We start from the raw sequence: 16099 nt of genomic DNA, 5'->3' as shown, positions 1-16099 counted from the left end.
TATAAGAGACAGGAAGCGGACTGTCCAGATACTGGGATGCGGGGCGGGTGACGGCGAAACCACCGGGCTCCCTTACGTTCCAGGTTGCCACATGCGTGACCGGGCCGCCTACCACCTCGGCCTCGCTGGAATCGCCGCGGGTTTCCGCCTCGCCATGGTGGAGGCAGAGGTGGACGCGGGCGTGGGCGGACTCGGCCAGGTGCTGGGCCTGCGCCTGCAGATCCCGCAGGGGCTGGAGGTCGTGCAGGGGCGCACCGCCGGTGTCGAGCGGCCGCACCCCCAGCAGCGTGGTGCCCGTCTGGAGCGCCAGGATGAAGCCCTGGGCGCGCAGGCCCTGCTCCAGCGTGTCCATGACGGTGGCGAGCGCGGCGTAGGTGGTGTCGTCGTCCAGGTCCGCGTCGGGGAGCACCACCTCCGCGTTCACGGCCAGCACCAGGCGCGTCTGGCCCTCCACATGGTTGGGCTCTTCCGTGGCCTCGCGCAGGGCGGTGAGGAAGGCGTTCACGCTGGGGTAGCGGCGGGTGGAGTCCTTGTTGAGGCAGCGCAGCACCACCGCGTCCACGGCGGGGGACACCGGGGCCTTCATGCTGGGGCGCGGCGGCGGGGCCTCCAGGTGCATGCGCTCCAGCTCCAGGCGATCATCCGACTGGAACGGATAGCGGCCGGTGAGCAGCTGGTAGAGCAGCACGCCCAGCGCGTACACGTCCGTGGGCGGCCCGATGCTGCCGCCGCGGAACTGCTCCGGCGCCATGGCGTGCGCGGTGCCCAGGCGCTGGCCCGCGGTGGTGAGCCCCTGCTGGCCGGGCTCCTGCTGGATGAGCTTCGCGATGCCGAAGTCCAGCAGCTTCAGCCGGGGCTTCTCCCCCTCCTCCACCACGAGGATGTTGCTGGACTTCAAGTCCCGGTGCACGACGCCCGCGCGGTGCGCCGCCTCCAGCGCGCCGCAGACGGGCTCCAGGTACGCCAGCGCGCGGGACGCGGACAGCCGGCCGCGCTCCTGCACCACCTGGCTCAGGGTGCGCCCGGAGAGCAGCTCCATCACGTAGTAGGGGCTGCCGTCCGGCATCAGCCCGAAGTCGTAGACGTCCACGATGTTCGGGTGGTGGATCTGGTTGACGACGCGCGCCTCGCGCACGAAGCGCTGGAGCATCTCGCCCTGATCCGCCAGGTGCGAGTGCAGCACCTTCACCGCGGCGTGCCGCCCCAGGATGCGGTGCTCCGCCTCGTACACGCTGCCGTGGCCGCCCGCGGCGAGCATGGACTTGAGGACGTACTCACCCGCCAGGGTGCCCGGTCCCCGCTCGGCACGGGTGGGTGTGTCGTGCGCCTTCTCCGTGGCGTTCGCGGCCGCGCGCGCCTGGATGCGGAAGGTGCTCTCGGAGTCCGCCGCCATGAATGCCCGCACCCTACCATCCACGGGGTGGGTCGCGTGTACCCGTGCCAGGCCGCCTGCCCTGCTCGCCTGTCTACCCGTTCACCAGGAGTCACCCTCCGGGTCCCGGAGGGGAGGGGGCGTTCATTGGAAGCCGTTGGGGTATGGTGGCGGTCCGGGCCAGCCGTTCGGGCCACACGGAGCACGGCGTCATGCACGACAGGCGGCGAGGACACGGCCGTCCCGAGCGCAGGGGTACGCCAGGGGGCTTGCATACATGATGACGTTGGTGGACGAGCTCACGACCTGCGCGGGCCAGTCGGTCACGGCCCCGTCCTCGACCGGGGCGTGCCTCATCCTCATCAGCACCACGACGCCAGCCGCCATCGGCAAGGCGTACCGGCTGGAGCCGGGCGAGCACGTCATCGGGCGCGGCTCGGAGGCCGAGGTGCGCATCGACGACCACGGGGTGTCGCGCAAGCACGCGCGCATCCTGCGCAAGCCGGACGGCTCGTGCCTCGTGACGGACCTGGAGTCCACCAACGGCACGTTCCTCAACGGCCTGCCGGTGTCCACCGCGGAGCTGCAGGAGGGCGACCGGCTCCAGGTGGGCACGGTGACGGTGTTCCGCTTCTCCCGGCGCGAGGTGCTGGAGCAGCGCGAGGAGCAGCTGCGGCAGGCCCTGTCCGCCGCGCGCGTGGGCATCTGGGACTGGAACGCGAAGAGCGGGCAGGTGACGTGGAGCGAGCACGTGGACCGGCTCCTGGGCCTGGCCGTGGGCAAGCTGTCCGGCCGCGCCATGGACCTGGAGGAGGTGGTGCACCCGGCGGACCTGCCCCGGCTTCGCGCGGGGCTGGCCACGGCGCTGCAGCAGCGCTCGCAGGTGGACGTGGAGTACCGCATCGAGCCCCCGGGCAGCGGCTTCCGCTGGATTTCGTGCAAGGGCGACGTGCTGCTGGATGCGTCAGGGCAGCCCGCGCGGGTGACGGGCACGGTGATGGACATCACCGCGCGCAAGCAGGCGGAGCAGGAGCTGCACCGCCAGGCGCTCATCTTCGAGAGCATCTCCGACGGCGTCGTCATCACGGACCTGGCGGGTGGCGTGATTGACTGGAACACCAGCGCGGAGCGGATGTTCGGCCGCAGCCGCAAGGAGGCCATGGGGCAGACGCTCTTCAGCGTGCTTCACCCCGGCGAGCCGGACCGGCTGACGGGCGCCGTCCTCACCGCGCTGGAGGTGCACGGGCGCTGGAGCGGGGAGCTGGAGTTCAAGCGCGCGGACGGCATGGCGTGCGTCTGCGAGTCCGTGGTGGTGCCGCTGCGCGACGCCGAAGGGCGCATCATCGCGAACATCATGGTGCACCGCGACCTGAGCGAGCGCCGGCAGCTGCAGGCGCGCCTGGTGGTGGCGGACCGGCTGGCCAGCGTGGGCACGCTGGGCGCGGGCGTGGCGCACGAAATCAACAACCCGCTGGCGTACATGCTGGTGAACCTGCACCTCATCCGCGAGGGGCTGGACAAGCTGGAGGCGCAAGGCGCGCCGTCGGAGCCGGTGGCCTCCATCCAGCAGCTGGTGCGCGAGACGACGGAGGGCGCGGAGCGCATCGCGACCATCGTGCGCGACCTGAAGGTCTTCGCGCGCGGCGAGCAGGAGTCGCGGCCCATGCCGGTGGACGTGCGCCGCTCGGTGGAGCTGGCGTGCAAGATGGCGGACAACGTCATCCGCCACCGCGCGCGGCTGGTGACGGAGTTCGAACCCGTCCCCGCGGTGGAGGCGAGCGAGGCGCGGCTGTGCCAGGTGTTCCTGAATCTCTTGCTCAACGCGGCGCAGGCCATCCCGGAGGACCCGTCCTCCGTCACCGAGCATGAGATTCGCGCCATCATCCGCCCGGGCGAGGCGGGCAAGGTGGTGGTGGAGGTGCGCGACACCGGCGTGGGCATGACGCCGGAGGTGCTGGGGCGCATCTTCGATCCGTTCTTCACCACCAAGGCGGTGGGCGTGGGCACGGGGCTGGGGCTGTCCATCTGCCACGGCATCGTGGAGTCCATGGGCGGCTCCATCCACGCGGAGAGCACGCCGGGGCAGGGCAGCACGTTCCGCGTGGTGCTGCGCTCGGCCGCGCACGAGGTGGACCTCTACCCGCGGCTGTCCGCGACGGCGCCGGCGGGGGCGCGCGCGCGCATCCTGGTGGTGGATGACGAGCCCAACGTGACGGTGGCGCTGCAGCGCTCGCTGGCGTCGGAGCACGAGGTGTCCACCGCGAACAGCGCGCAGGCGGCGCTGCGGCTGGTGAACGAGGGCAGCCGCTTCGACCTCATCCTCTGCGACGTGATGATGCCGGGGATGACGGGCATGGACCTGTACTTCGAGCTGGGGCGCTCGGTGCCGGAGCAGGCGGGACGGATGGTGTTCATGACGGGTGGGGCCTTCACGCCGCGCACGACGTCGTTCCTCCGGGACGTGCCGAACCTCAAGCTGAGCAAGCCGCTGGACCTGGCGCAGCTGCGCGAGCTGGTGGGCCGCTCGGCGGAGGCGTCTCGATGAGCGCCTCCTCCGGTCACCCCGCGGCGGCCCCCCAGGTGGCCGCGGCGCCGGAGGTCCCCGTGCCGGTGGGGCTGACGGGGGCCGTGGCTCCGGAAGGCCTGGAGTGGACGGTCCGGTCGCTGGGGATGGGGCTGCTCATTGGCGCGCTCCTGGCCATCACCAACCTCTACATGGGGTTGAAGACGGGCCTGTGGGACTCGGGCTCCATCACCGCGGCGGTGCTGGGGTTCAGCGCGCTGGCGCCCTACGGACGCAGGCGGGGCGTGCCCTACACGCCACTGGAGAACAACCTCACGCAGACGACGGCCGCCGCGGTGGGCGCGACGCCCGCGTCGGCGGGGCTGCTGGCCGCCATCCCGGCGCTGACCCTGCTGGGCTCGGTCGTTCCGGGCTGGGGCATCGCGGCCTGGGGCCTGGTGCTGGGCGCGGTGGGTGTGCTGGTGGCGAGCCTGTTGCGGCGGCGCCTGGTGGAGCAGGAGGCCCTGCCGTTTCCCACGGGCATCGCGACCGCGGAGCTCATCTCCACGCTGCACGCGGCCACGCCTCCGGATGAGGCGCGGGACACGCGGGCCGGAAGGGGCCGCACGCTGGTGGTCTCCGGCGTGGTGGCCATGGCCATCACCTGGATGCGCGATGCGCGCGCGTGGCTGCCGGGGATGGTGGCGCTGCCGGGCCGCGTGGGCGGCGTCTCCCTGGAGTCCGTGATGTGGGGCGTGGGGCTGAGCCCCATGCTGCTGTCGGTGGGCATGATGACGGGCTTGCCGCTGGCGCTGAGCATGCTGCTGGGCGCGGCGCTGGCGTGGGGTGTGCTCGCGTCGTGGCTCGTGGACACGGGCCTGGTGTCGGGCGCGGGTTTCGAGCCGCTGTCCTCGTGGCTGATGTGGCCCGGCGTGGGCCTGATGGTGGGCGGGGCGGTGGCGTCGCTGGCGGCGCAGGCGCGGGACTTCCTGGGCGCGGCGAAGGACCTGCGCTCGGTGGGCGTGAGCCGGGGCGGGCTGCCCCGGTGGAGCCTGGGCGTGGCCGCGGTGGCGTGCGTGCTGGCGGTGGTGCTGGGCGGGGTGCTCTTCGGCCTGGGCGTGCCGTCCATGCTGCTGGCGCTCGCGCTGCTGGTGCCGCTGTGCGCGGTGTGCGCCCGGAGCGCGGGACAGGCGGACGTGTCGCCGGTGGGCCAGGTGGGAAACCTCACGCAGGTCGTCTTCGGCGGGGTGCGGCCCGGAGAGCTGGCGCCCAACGTGGCGGCGGGCTCGGTGGTGGCGGGCGCGGCGGCGCAGACGGGCGTGAGCCTGTGGTCGTTGAAGGCGGGGTACCTGCTGGGCGCGTCCGCCTCCCGGCAGCTCGCCGCGCAGCTGGTGGGCGTGGCGGTGGGCGCGCTGGTGGCGGTGCCGGCCTACCTGCTGCTGGTGAACGCATATGGCGTGGGGACGGCGGTGTTGCCGGCGCCCTCGGCGGCGCAGTTCCGGGCGGTGGCGGAGGTGTCCGTGCGAGGCCTGGCGGGGCTGCCGCCCTACGCGGGCCAGGCCGCGCTGGTGGGCTTCGCGGTGGGCGCGCTGTCGACGCTGGCCGCGAAGAGCCGGGCGGCGCGGTGGCTGCCGTCGCCGGTGGCCATGGGCATCGGCTTCATCACGCCGCCCTACTTCGCGGTGACGTTGTGCGTGGGCGCGGGCCTGGCGGCGCTCGCCCGCAGGTGGGCGCCGAAGACGACCGACGCGCACGTGCCCTCGCTGAGCTCCGGCGCGCTGGTGGGCGAGTCGCTGATGGGGCTCTTCGTCGCGGCGACGGCGGCGCTGTCGAAGCCGGCGTAGCGCGCGCTACGCCGCGGGCGTGAGATCCCTCACCCGCTCCAGCGAGTGGCGGATGCGGTCCTCCATCAGGTTCGGCATGTGCGCCGAGCGCGCCAGCGCCTCTCCGAGCGCGAGCATCGCCTCCGCGAAGTCGCCCCGGCGCCCGGCCGCGAGCCCCATCATCTCCAGCACCTCCAGGGGCTCCTGCTCCACGGAGACCTGGGCGGAGCGCTCGCGCAGCGCGTGCCACTCCGCCGCCGTCGCGTCCCGGGCGGACAGCTCCACCATGGAGAAGAGCACCTCTTCCGACGGGCTCAGGTGCGCGCCGTGCCGGTTCGTGGCCAGCGCCTGCCGCACCTGTTCCAGCAGGCCGCGCGCCTGTTCGTGCCGCCCCGCCCACGCCGTGGCCCGCGCCTGGAGCAGCAGCGCCCAGGGCCGGTGCGCCACCTCCGGATGCCGGCGCTCCAGCGCCACGGCGCGCGCGATGTGCGGCGCCGCCGCCTCCGAGTCGCCCGCCTGGTAGTACAGCTCGCCCAGGTTGATTTCGCCGAAGTACTCCCAGCCCACCACGCCCAGCTCGCGCCCCAGTTGCATGAAGCGCTCCTGGTCCTTCAGCGCGTTCGTCAGGTCGCGCCGGGCCACCCACAGGTTGCGGCGGTTGTTGATGGCCGCGCCCAGGTGGAGCCGGTCGCCGCGCTCCGTGCAGATGCTGATGAGCTCGTCGAGCAGCCGCTCCGCGCCGTCGATGTTGCCCATGCTCGGCAGGATGGCGACCATCAGGAGCAGCGCCACCACCAGGGATTCGTAGCCCGCGTCTCCCAGCTTCCGCGCCCGCTCCGCCGCGGCCTCCAGCGTCATGAGCGCGTCCAGCCACTCGCCCTTGCGGAACTGCGCGCGGCCCAGTGCCAGGAGCAGCCGCGTGCGCACGTAGGGTGACGGCACCGCCTCCGCCAGCTGCTGCGCCTCCTGCACCCGCGACTCGCTGCGCGCGTAGTCGTTCACCCAGTCGAAGGCCATGGCCTCGTCGAGCAGCAGCTCCACCTGCGCGCGGGAATCCCCCAGGCTGCGCGCCCGGTCTCGCGCGATGGCGAAGTCCGTGAGCGAGTCCTCGTACCGGCCAATGCGGTAGCGCATCAGGCCCCGGCCGCGAAGCGCGGTGAGCCGGCGCAGCTCGTCCTCGGGTTCGATGAGCTCCAGGGCGCGCGTGTACATGGCCTCCGCGTCCAGGTACGCGTGACGGCCGCGCGCGGACTCCGCCAGGTCGATGGTCAGCGCCGCCGCCTCGTCGCGGTTGCCCGCCGCCGCCGCGTGCAGCGCCAGCCGGGCCAGCCGCTGGCGCTCCTGCGAGCCCGCCGGGCTCAGGTAGTGGCGGTACGCGGCGTGGTGGATGCGCGCCTTCTCCTCCGCGGGCAGGCTCGCGACCACGGCCTCGCGCACCAGTTCGTTGCGGAAGCTCAGCCCCTCCAGCCGGTGCTCCACCAGGAGCCCCAGGTCCAACAGCCGCCGCGTCGCGTGGCCCACGTCCAGCGGGAACTGCGCCGCGGCCCCGTCGCGCTCCAGCTCGCGCACCACGCCGTCCGCCGCCGTGGCGGTGAAGGTCGCGCCCAGCAGCGCGCACAGCCGGGCATGCGCGGCGAGCGCCGGGGGCAGCGCGCCCAGTTCGCGGTCCGCCAGCCACTCCACCAGACGAAGCTCCGGCAGGCGGTCCAGCTCGTCCGTGACGAGGTACCAGTTGCCGCCCGGGCCGCGCTGCCGCACCAGCCCCTGGCGCTTGAGGCCGCGCACCAGCTCCACCAGGAACAGGGGCACGCGCTGCGCGCGCTCGACGATTCGCTCCACCGCCTGCGCGGGCACGTTCTCCACCGGCTTGAGCAGCGCGCGGCACAGGGCGTGCGCGTCGCCCGGGGACAGGCCGGAGAGGGGCAGATCCAGATGGCGCGCGGCGCGGGCGCCCCAGGCCGGGCGGCTCTGCTCGAAGCCCGGACGCACCAGCACGCAGACCCACAGGGGCACGCGCGTCTCCGCGAGCGCGGCGTACTCCAGCGCGTCCAGCGCCGTCTCCTCCGCGAAGTGCGCGTCGTCCACGATGAGGCACAGGGGCCGCTCGCGCGCGGTCGCCGCCAAGAGCTCACCCGTGGCGCGCATGGCCAGCGAGCGCAGCGCGCCCGGGGCCGCGGCCCAGCTCTGCAGCTCCGGCCCGCCCGGCGCGTACCACCCGAGCGTCGCGGCCACGCCCGGCCACAGCTCCATGCCCAGCCGGGGCCCCAGCCGCTCCAGGATGGCGTTGCGGCCGACCTCCTGCGTGTCGGTTTCCTCGCGGTCGACGCCGTGCAGCGCCATGCGCAACAGCGAGCGCAGGGTGCCTTCCGGGTCACCCTGCACGGGCTCGCGCGAGCGCAGCGCGTAGACGCGCGCTTGCGGCAGCGCGGCCCCCAGGCGCAGGCCCAGCGTGGAGGACAGGTGGCTCTTGCCCAGGCCCCGGTCGCCGCGCACGGTGACGATGGTGGGCGCCCCGTCCGACACCGCGGACCGGGCGCTCTCCAGCAGCTGCTCCAGCTCCACGTCGCGGCCCATCAGCATGCCGCCGCCCAGCTGCAGCACGGTGACGTCCGGCCGGGGCGCGGCGCCCGAGGGCGCGGGGCGCATCAGCCCGGAGTGTCCGGGCACCGGCAGGCACGGCACCTCCGGCACGGCCTCCGCGGCGGAGATGGAGAGCAGCGGTCCGCGCAGCTCCGGGACGTGGGGGTAGCGCTCCTCGCGCGCGAAGATGGCGCTCAGGTAGCGGGGCGCGCCGTCGCGGCGGCGCTGCACGGTGACGGAGGCCACGTCCACGAGCGAGGCCGGGGCCAGTCCCCGCTCGGCCAACCCTTCCGCGGCGCGCAGGGCGCGGCGCACGGGGTTCTCTCCCACGTCGGGGTCGAAGACGCCCGCGAAGCGCTCCCCGTCCGCGAAGGCCATGTGGCCTCCGTAGGCGGCCAGGGCCTTCTGCATCGCCACGGGGCTGGAGCGCGAGGAGACGAACAGCACCGCCACCGAGCGGCGCGTCTGGGCGGGGCGCACCTCCGGCAGCAGGGTGAGCCGGGGCGCGGGCTGCACGGTGGACTGGCCCGCGTGGTCCAGCGCCGCGCGCAGCGCCTGGGCCACGGCGGCGGCGTCGCGGGGACGGCGCGCGGGCTCCTTGGCCAGGCAGCGCAGCACGACCTCCTCCACGGGCGGCGCCACCGGGGCGTACTCCGACGGAGGCGGGGGCCGCAGCGACAGGTGCGCCTGCAGCACCTCCGTGAGCGGGCCGAAGAAGGGCGGCCGGCCGGTGATGAGCTCGTAGAGGATGACGCCCAGCGCGTACACGTCCGTGCGCGCGTCGAGGACGGCGTGGCCGGCGCACTGCTCGGGCGCCATGTACTCGGCGGTGCCGGCGAAGGAGGACGTGTCGTCGGGGGTGCCGTCATCCGCGAGCGCGCCGGGAGCGGGGCGCTGCACCAGGCCGAAGTCGAAGACGCGGGCGCGCTTGTGCGCGTCGTCCAGGAAGACGTGCTCGGGCTTGAGGTCGCAGTGCACCAGGCCGTGCGCGTGCACGACGGACACCGCCTCCAGGAGCACGCTGGCGCGCGGCCCGAACTCCTGCGGCGACATGGGGCCGGACACCCGGGCCAGCCAGTCCGCCAGCGTGGGCAGCGGCACGTACTCCATGGCGAGGAAGCGCTGTCCGCCGGGCAGCGTGCCCGTGGCGTGGAGCGCGGGCACGGTGGGCGGGCCAATGGCGCGCAGGGCCTCCGCCTCGCGCGCGAGCTGCTCCTCCGCGAGCGCGATGCCGGGACGCGCCAGCTTCAGCGCGATGCGTTCGCCCTCGGTGCCGTCGGCGGAGCGCGCGTGCGCGGCCAGCAGCACGCCGAAGCCGCCGCGCGCGATGACCTTCTCGCAGCGGTACCCCGGGACGTCGGGCACGACGAGGGCGGCATCGGACGGCGGAGCGATGAGAGGCGGGACGCCGGGCGGGCACGGCGTGTGAGAGCCCTCCCAACGCCGCCCGCATGTGAGGCAGCGCGGCACGGCGCCACTCTATGCCAGCGCCGCCGTGATTTCCGAACCACCACAAGGGCCCATTCGTTGGGCGCGTGAAGCATTCGTCAGAAGTCCTCCCATGCCCGGAGGGCTTCCGGGCGCCACACCGCGAGAACCGCGCGACACCGGACATCCGGGGCGGCCAGCAGGTCAGCGGGTCGCACGCGCCACCGGCTGCGTCATTTCGCACCGCGATGCGCAAGGATGTCAGGACTCCCTGCTAGCCCTGTTCAACAGGAGGAACAGGCATGAAAGGGATTCAGTCTCGGCGTGCGTGGCTGGGCCTGGTGCTCATCGCGGGGCTGGTGGGCTGCGCGGGAGGACGTGCCGGTTCGTTGCCGGTGGGGCTGCACGGGTACGCGCGCTACCACAGCGCCTCGCCGGCCCCGTTTCCTGGGGACGCTGTGTCCGCGGGAGCGGGCGGGGCGCTGAACCTGGTGGAGGCGGACGCGTTCGAGCAGTTGGTGCTGCGCGCCGGGTTGGAGGACCTGGACGAGCTGCCGGTCCGCCGAAACCCCTTCACGCCCGAGGACGCGGCCGAGGTGCTGGACCGGCTGATGGAGAAGCCGGTGACGCCGGGCACGTATCCGCCCCGCATGGCCGTGGGCTTCCTGCTGCGCGAGGTGCTGGAGGGCGGGGAGGTGTCGCGCGAGGAGCTGCTGTACCGGATGGAGCGCTTCGTCCGGGAGCAGGTGGCGGTGCTGCGGCCGGATGGATGCCTGGCCTGGGCGCTCGATGGGCGCACGCAGCAGCGGGTGGCGCCCGTGCAGTGGAAGGACGGGGCCTTTCGCGCGGGCAACTTCGAGCTGGGGCGCTTCTACAGCGGTAAGGGTGGTGTCTTCCGCCACGTCGATGCGCAGCTGCGGGCCGCGGACTGGAGACCGCTCGCGGAGGTGTACGACGACGCGGACGTCCTTGGCCGCTCACTGGATGGAGCCGAGGACGCCTTCGTGGAGCTGTACCACGGCCTGGGACAGCTCCTGTCCCATCCGACGGACAGCCTCGCGAGCCTGCGAAATCTCCCGGAGGGCGTGGCGACGCTGATCACGTCGTCGCCCGAGTACTGGGAGCGCTTCCGGTACATGACGGAGGGCGAGCAGATCCGCGAAGCGGCGCGGCTGACCACGAACGTCCTCACGCTGTGGGGAACGGCCTCGGCGACAACGCGCACGTTGACGCGAGCGGTGGCGGGAGTGGAGGCCACGGTGCCCGTGCTCGCGGTGTCCGCGGAGGGGCTGCTCAGCGTCGAGCGTGTCGCGGTGCCCGTGGGACGCGCGGCGGCGGCGCTGAGTGGAGGGCCTGGTGCGGCACTCATCCTCCAGAAGGCAAACGCGGCGCCGGCACCGGACGAGCCGGGACAGTGGGGACCCGCGAAGGAGTCGATGTCCGACCGGGCCCGGCGCTACCAGGAGCAGATCTCCGGGCACTCGGCGGACGAGGCCTACTGGGTCAACGGCGTGAAGTTCGATGGGTTCCGGGACGGAGTGCTGCTGGAGGCCAAGGGGCTTGGCTTCGCGAACAAATTCCTCGAAAACCTGGCGCCGAAACCGTGGTTCAAGCCCACAGGGGCTGACGCACTCGCCAGGCAGGCGAAACGGCAGCTTGATGCCATTCAAGGATTGGGCGTTCGCATCGAATGGCATGTCGCCGAGGAGAAGGTCGCTAATGCCATCCAGATGCTCTTCAAAAACAGAGATATTCAAGGGATCCGGATCGTGCACGCTCAAGCACGCTAAGGAGCAAGCACGGTGACTGCCACGGACGAGCCCTGGAAGTATCTTGAGACGTACTACGCAGGGGCCTATTGGGGTGTGCGCAGGGAAGAGCCGGAAGACTGCGCGCGGCGAACCGCAAGGCTCCTGGAGTTGTTGGCTCCGTGCGACCCGTTTCTTGCTCAATGGTACAAGCCCACGCGGTCGCTCAAGGACGCACGCAAGTTCCCCCTGATGCCGCCCGACCTGCCGACACTCGCCGAGCAGTTCCGTCGAGGTGTCAACCGCGAGAGAGGAAAGCCTGTCATCGAGCAGCTGGGCTTCAGTGTCACCTTCGGTAATGGCGGAGGGGCTTACGACAGCGCGGACCTGAGCATTAGCTGTGGGTGCTACTCAGAAGCCGTTCCCAATAGCTGCGTACTGGACCTGCCCACACTCGGCCGTAGTCCGAATGCCGAGCGGGTGATCTCCGCTCCCGTGCTCACGCATGCCGTGCGCAGCATGGCACTGGCCATGGACCCTGACTGGGCCGTGGCCATGTCTCACGCCTTCCGGGACAGGGGCGAAGAGAAGGACCAGGCACCCCCTTGGGTCGGTTGGGTGACCTACTTCTCCAAGCAGCGAGGCACCGTGCCCCCACTGCCCGCACCCGTGCGCATCGAACCCGTGGAGGACAAGGGCACGCTCATCGTCCTCACCCCGGAGCGCTTCACCGTGGCCAACCCCGAACACGTGGCGCTCGCCCGGCGCGTGCGCGAACTGCTCACCCGGGCCGGGCTCATCTCCCACCGCTGAACGAAAAAAGCGCGCCCCACCCCGGCCGGTGGAGCGCGCCAACACCCAAGTCCGGCACTACCGCTGCGGCACTTCAATCGCGCGCAGCAGCGCCCCGTCCTGTCCCGGCACGCGCGCTCGCAGGAGCAGCGCGGACCCCGGATCCGCGGACGTCAGCGCCTGCGCCGCCTCCGCGACGCCGGACACCTTCTGTTCACCCACCTGCGTCAGCACCATCCCGGGCGCCAGGCCCGCGCGCTCCGCGGCGCTGCCGGACTCCACCGCCACCACCTGCGCGCCACCGTTGCCGTCCATCGCCTCCGACAGCCGCAGGCCCAACCGCTTGGACAACGGCGCGGGCGTCGCATCCCGGGGCGTGACCTCTTCCTCGCCCCGCTGCGTGGGCCGGGTGCCCAGCTTCACCGGCACCTCCATCGCCTTGCCGCTGCGCACCAGGCTCACCTTCACCTCGCTGCCCGGCTTGAGCAGCGCCACCGCGCGCGTCAACGAGCCGGCGGAGTCCACCGCGCGCTCGCCCACGTGCGTGATGACGTCCTCCTCGCGCAGGCCCGCCTTGGCGCCAGGGCCGCCCGCGCTGACGCCGGCCACCACCGCGCCCTTCGCCGCGTCCACGCGCAGCGCGCGCGCCAGCTCCGGCGTGAGGTCCTGCACCGCCAGGCCCACCCAGCCCCGGCGCACCACGCCCGTCTCCTGCAGCTGCGGCAACAGCGCCTGGATGAGGTTCGCCGGCACCGCGAAGCCAATGCCCGTCGCGCCACCGATGATGGCCGTGTTCATGCCAACCACTTCGCCCTTCATGTTGAAGAGCGGGCCGCCGGAGTTGCCCGGGTTGATGGCCGCGTCCGTCTGCAGGAAGTCGTCATACGGACCCGCGTGGATGTCGCGCGCCCGGGCGGACAGGATGCCCGCGCTCACGCTCGACGCCAGGCCGAACGGATTGCCAATGGCCATCACGGGGTCGCCCACGCGCAGCCCATCCGAGTCCCCCAGCTTCACGAACGGCAGGTTCCCGGACACGCCCTTCAACTGGAGCAGCGCCACGTCCGTGAGCGCGTCGCGGCCCAGCACCTCCGCCTCGAAGGAGCGCCCGTCCTCCAGCTTCACCCGGACGGTGTCCGCGCCCTCCACCACGTGGTTGTTCGTGAGCACCAGGCCGGACGGGTCAACGATGAAGCCCGACCCCTGCCCCTGCTTCGCGGGCGCGCCGCCTCCACCAAAGGGGCTCTGTCCGCCCGGCATGCCGAAGCGCTCGGCGATGCCCGGCGGCAGGCCCTGCATCATCGCGGGACGGGCGCGCGCCTGCACCTCCACGTTCACCACCGCGCCCTTCACCGTGTCCACCAGCGGCGCCAGCGACATGAGCGCGCCGGGCGACCCGGGCGTGGGCGAATAGACCGCCGGCTCCACCTTCGCGCCCGAGGGCGTGGTGGCCGTCTTCAACGACAGCGTGGGCCGGGCAGGGGGAGCCACGTCCGCAGCCGGATTGCAGGCCCCCAGGGCGACCAGGGGCATCAGCGTGAGCGCGCGGGCAAGGTGGCGGCGGGACGGAAGCGTGCGAACCATCGTGCGTTCTCCTTGGGTGGCGGCCGGAGGCGGGGCCCTCCGGACGGAAAATGGGAAAGAAAGAGTCGAACCGGATGCGGTGGGCACCCTGGGAAGGAGGCAGCGGTCCCGTTCCACCAGCGACACCGGGAGCCACCGGTGGCCCAGCTGCCTGAAGGGAGCTCTTGGAGGAAGCCCCGCATCCGGTCCGACGCCAGGACTCCATTGCAGTCCGTGGGCCAACCCCTCCCAAACCGCCCTTCAGAGGGGAGCCCGGCCCCAGGGGGCCCCAGGACGCGGGGCAAAGTGCCCCAGCCGGGGCATTTCGCCCAGGGGCAGCGTGCCCCATGCCCTACCACCCCGGCTCCCTCCGGACATGGCACGGCGGATGCTCGTGGAACGGGAGGTCCTCCGCGAGCGTCGCCGCCGCGGCACCTTCAACCCCTTCAGGAGTCCAGTCCCATGGTGCACGAGCAGCCGGAAGGGGTCGCGCGAAACGCGGCCTGGGAAGACCCTCACGGTGAGCCTGGCCGGGCGCCGCGCATCCTGGTCGCGGATGATCAGACGGAGATGCGCACGCTCATCCGCAAGATGCTGGTGCGGCGCGGCTATGACGTGGTGGAGGCGGCGGACGGGCCGGACCTGGTGCGCGTCCTCGTGGAAGGGCTGACGGCGGAGGAGTCTCGCGCGCCCGACCTCATCATCACGGACGTGCGCATGCCGGGCTTCACGGGCCTGGAGGTGCTCGCCCGGCTGCGGCGTGAGCAGTGGACCACGCCGGTCATCCTCATCACCGCCTTTGGCGACGTGCAGCTGCACCGCGAGGCCCTGCGCCTGGGGGCTGCCTGTGTGCTCAACAAGCCGTTCGACATGGACGAGCTGCGCGGCGCGGTGGAGGTGGCCCTCGCGGCGACGCGCGAGTGAAGCCGCCCTGGTGCCGCCGCGCTAAGGTACGAAGGCCCATGCGCCGCCCTTTCTGCTCCCTGTCGTTGTCCCTGCTGTGCCTGGCGTGCGCGCCCACGCAGCGTCAGACGCCGGACGCGGGCGCCCAAGACTCCAAGCCCCAGCGGCTGGTGGCGCAAGTCGTCCACACGTATCCGCACGACCCCACGGCCTTCACGCAGGGGCTCCAGTTCCACCAGGGCCAGCTCTACGAGAGCACCGGTGAGAAGGGCGACCTGCGCCGCATCTCCCTGGACCAGGCGGCACCGCTGTGGAAACAGTCCCTGCCGGGCGTGTTTCCGGAGGGGCTCGCGAGTGACGGCGAGCGGCTGTACCAGCTCACCTGGCAGGACGAGACGCTCTTCGTGTGGAGCGGCGCGCCGCCCGCGCAGGAGAAGCAGGTGGCGTACCCGGGCGAGGGCTGGGGCCTGTGCTACTGGAAGGGCCAGCTGGTGCGCAGCGACGGCACGGCCACGCTGCGCTTCCACGACCCGAAGGACTTCCACGAGAAGTCCCAGGTGCAGGTGACATTGCAGGGCGCGCCCCAGGACATGCTCAACGAGCTGGAGTGCGCGGAGGACGGCGTCTACGCCAACGTCTGGCACTCCAACACCGTCCTGAAGATCGACTACGCCACCGGCCGCGTGCTGGCGGTCATCGACGCGTCGGCGCTGGCGGAGGCGGTGCGCGGGCGCGTGCACAGCTTCGAGGCGGTGCTCAACGGCATCGCGCTGGAGCCCGGCACCGGCCGCATGTTCCTCACCGGCAAGCTGTGGCCCGACCTCTTCGAGGTGGTGCTGGTGGGCCCCGCCACCACGCCCTAGGCGGAGAAGCGCCGCCGCACGGTGCGGACCACCTCCGCGTCCCAGCGCGGTGACAGCAGCTCCAGCGCGGTCCGCCGGAAGGGCAGGGCGCACGCCAGACACGCCAGCGTCGCGGCCAGTCCAATGAGCGAGTTCTGCCAGGACGCCAGGTTCCACTGGCCGGACCAGGACCACGCCTCCAGGCTCTGGGGCCACAGGTAGTGGATGGGCCAGCCCGGGCCGCTGCCGGCCAGGTCGCACAGCAGATGACCGTGGAAGGCAGCCACCGACAGCAGGGCCACGCCTGCCCGTTGCCGCGCCAATGCCGTACAGACCGCCAGCGTGACGAGCGCTCCCACGTAGCCATGGAAAATCACGTGGTGATAACGCGAATAGAACTCTTCACCCGCCAGCAATGACAAACCATCCAGGTCCGGCGCGAGCCCCGCGCAGGTGACCAGGATGCGGTCTCGACGTTCGCGCAGGCCTTGCGCCAGGAGCCACGACAGCTCTGCATGGACGATGGGACTCATGGGTGTGCGCTA

At 72.4% G+C, this 16099-nt stretch carries 10 protein-coding genes; 6 read left to right on the top strand and 4 right to left on the bottom strand.

Translation table 11 applies throughout. From position 1 onward, the window contains the following. Positions 1–1393: serine/threonine-protein kinase (locus D7X55_RS07415; RefSeq protein ID WP_147470045.1), on the bottom strand; the 1393-nt coding region annotated here is incomplete at its 3' end. A gap of 259 nt (positions 1394–1652) precedes the next feature. On the opposite strand from D7X55_RS07415, the gene D7X55_RS07410 reads away from it, so the two are divergent. Together D7X55_RS07410 and D7X55_RS07405 are read left to right on the top strand one after the other, a co-directional pair. After that, positions 1653–3917: a PAS domain S-box protein gene (locus tag D7X55_RS07410; RefSeq protein WP_167510890.1), complete on the top strand. Its 2265-nt coding sequence runs from the start codon at positions 1653–1655 to the stop codon at positions 3915–3917. Continuing rightward, positions 3914–5719, top strand: coding sequence for an OPT/YSL family transporter (locus tag D7X55_RS07405; protein WP_121722642.1), 1806 nt, complete (start codon positions 3914–3916; stop codon positions 5717–5719). The genes D7X55_RS07410 and D7X55_RS07405 overlap by 4 nt, the downstream gene beginning before the upstream one ends. A 6-nt stretch (positions 5720–5725) precedes the next feature. Here D7X55_RS07405 and D7X55_RS07400 read toward each other — a convergent pair whose 3' ends face one another. Next, positions 5726–9643 (bottom strand): serine/threonine-protein kinase PknK, encoded by a 3918-nt coding sequence (locus D7X55_RS07400; protein ID WP_199746890.1) that lies wholly within the window; start codon positions 9641–9643, stop codon positions 5726–5728. Between the two features lie 365 nt (positions 9644–10008). Between D7X55_RS07400 and D7X55_RS45480 the strand changes: the two genes are divergently transcribed. Together D7X55_RS45480 and D7X55_RS45630 are read left to right on the top strand one after the other, a co-directional pair. Next, positions 10009–11496: a Tox-REase-5 domain-containing protein gene (locus D7X55_RS45480; protein ID WP_199746889.1), complete on the top strand. Its 1488-nt coding sequence runs from the start codon at positions 10009–10011 to the stop codon at positions 11494–11496. Between the two features lie 12 nt (positions 11497–11508). Continuing rightward, complete coding sequence (locus tag D7X55_RS45630; protein ID WP_121722640.1) at positions 11509–12267, top strand: immunity 52 family protein; 759 nt, start codon at positions 11509–11511, stop codon at positions 12265–12267. A gap of 57 nt (positions 12268–12324) precedes the next feature. On the opposite strand, the gene D7X55_RS07385 is transcribed toward D7X55_RS45630, so the two are convergent. Continuing rightward, positions 12325–13830 carry a trypsin-like peptidase domain-containing protein gene (locus D7X55_RS07385; protein WP_121722639.1) on the bottom strand — a complete coding sequence of 502 codons (1506 nt, stop codon included), beginning with the start codon at positions 13828–13830 and terminating at the stop codon, positions 12325–12327. A 441-nt stretch (positions 13831–14271) separates the two neighbouring features. On the opposite strand from D7X55_RS07385, the gene D7X55_RS07380 reads away from it, so the two are divergent. Beyond that, the gene (locus D7X55_RS07380) at positions 14272–14733 is read left to right on the top strand and encodes a response regulator (protein ID WP_120546548.1); all 462 of its coding nucleotides are present in this window, start codon (positions 14272–14274) and stop codon (positions 14731–14733) included. A 38-nt stretch (positions 14734–14771) separates the two neighbouring features. Continuing rightward, positions 14772–15575, top strand: coding sequence for a glutaminyl-peptide cyclotransferase (locus D7X55_RS07375; RefSeq protein ID WP_121722638.1), 804 nt, complete (start codon positions 14772–14774; stop codon positions 15573–15575). Here the strand turns inward: D7X55_RS07375 and D7X55_RS07370 are convergent. Continuing rightward, a complete protein-coding gene (locus D7X55_RS07370) occupies positions 15572–16087 on the bottom strand; it encodes a metal-dependent hydrolase (protein ID WP_120546546.1) in 516 nt (171 codons plus the stop codon). The two genes, D7X55_RS07375 and D7X55_RS07370, sit on opposite strands and share 4 nt — an antisense overlap. Positions 16088–16099 lie beyond the last annotated feature (12 nt).

This window comes from Corallococcus sp. AB049A (assembly GCF_003668885.1).
In the GTDB taxonomy this organism is placed as follows: domain Bacteria; phylum Myxococcota; class Myxococcia; order Myxococcales; family Myxococcaceae; genus Corallococcus; species Corallococcus interemptor.
The sequence above is the reverse complement of the archived record's forward strand: the minus strand, read 5'-3'. Positions and strand labels throughout refer to the sequence as shown.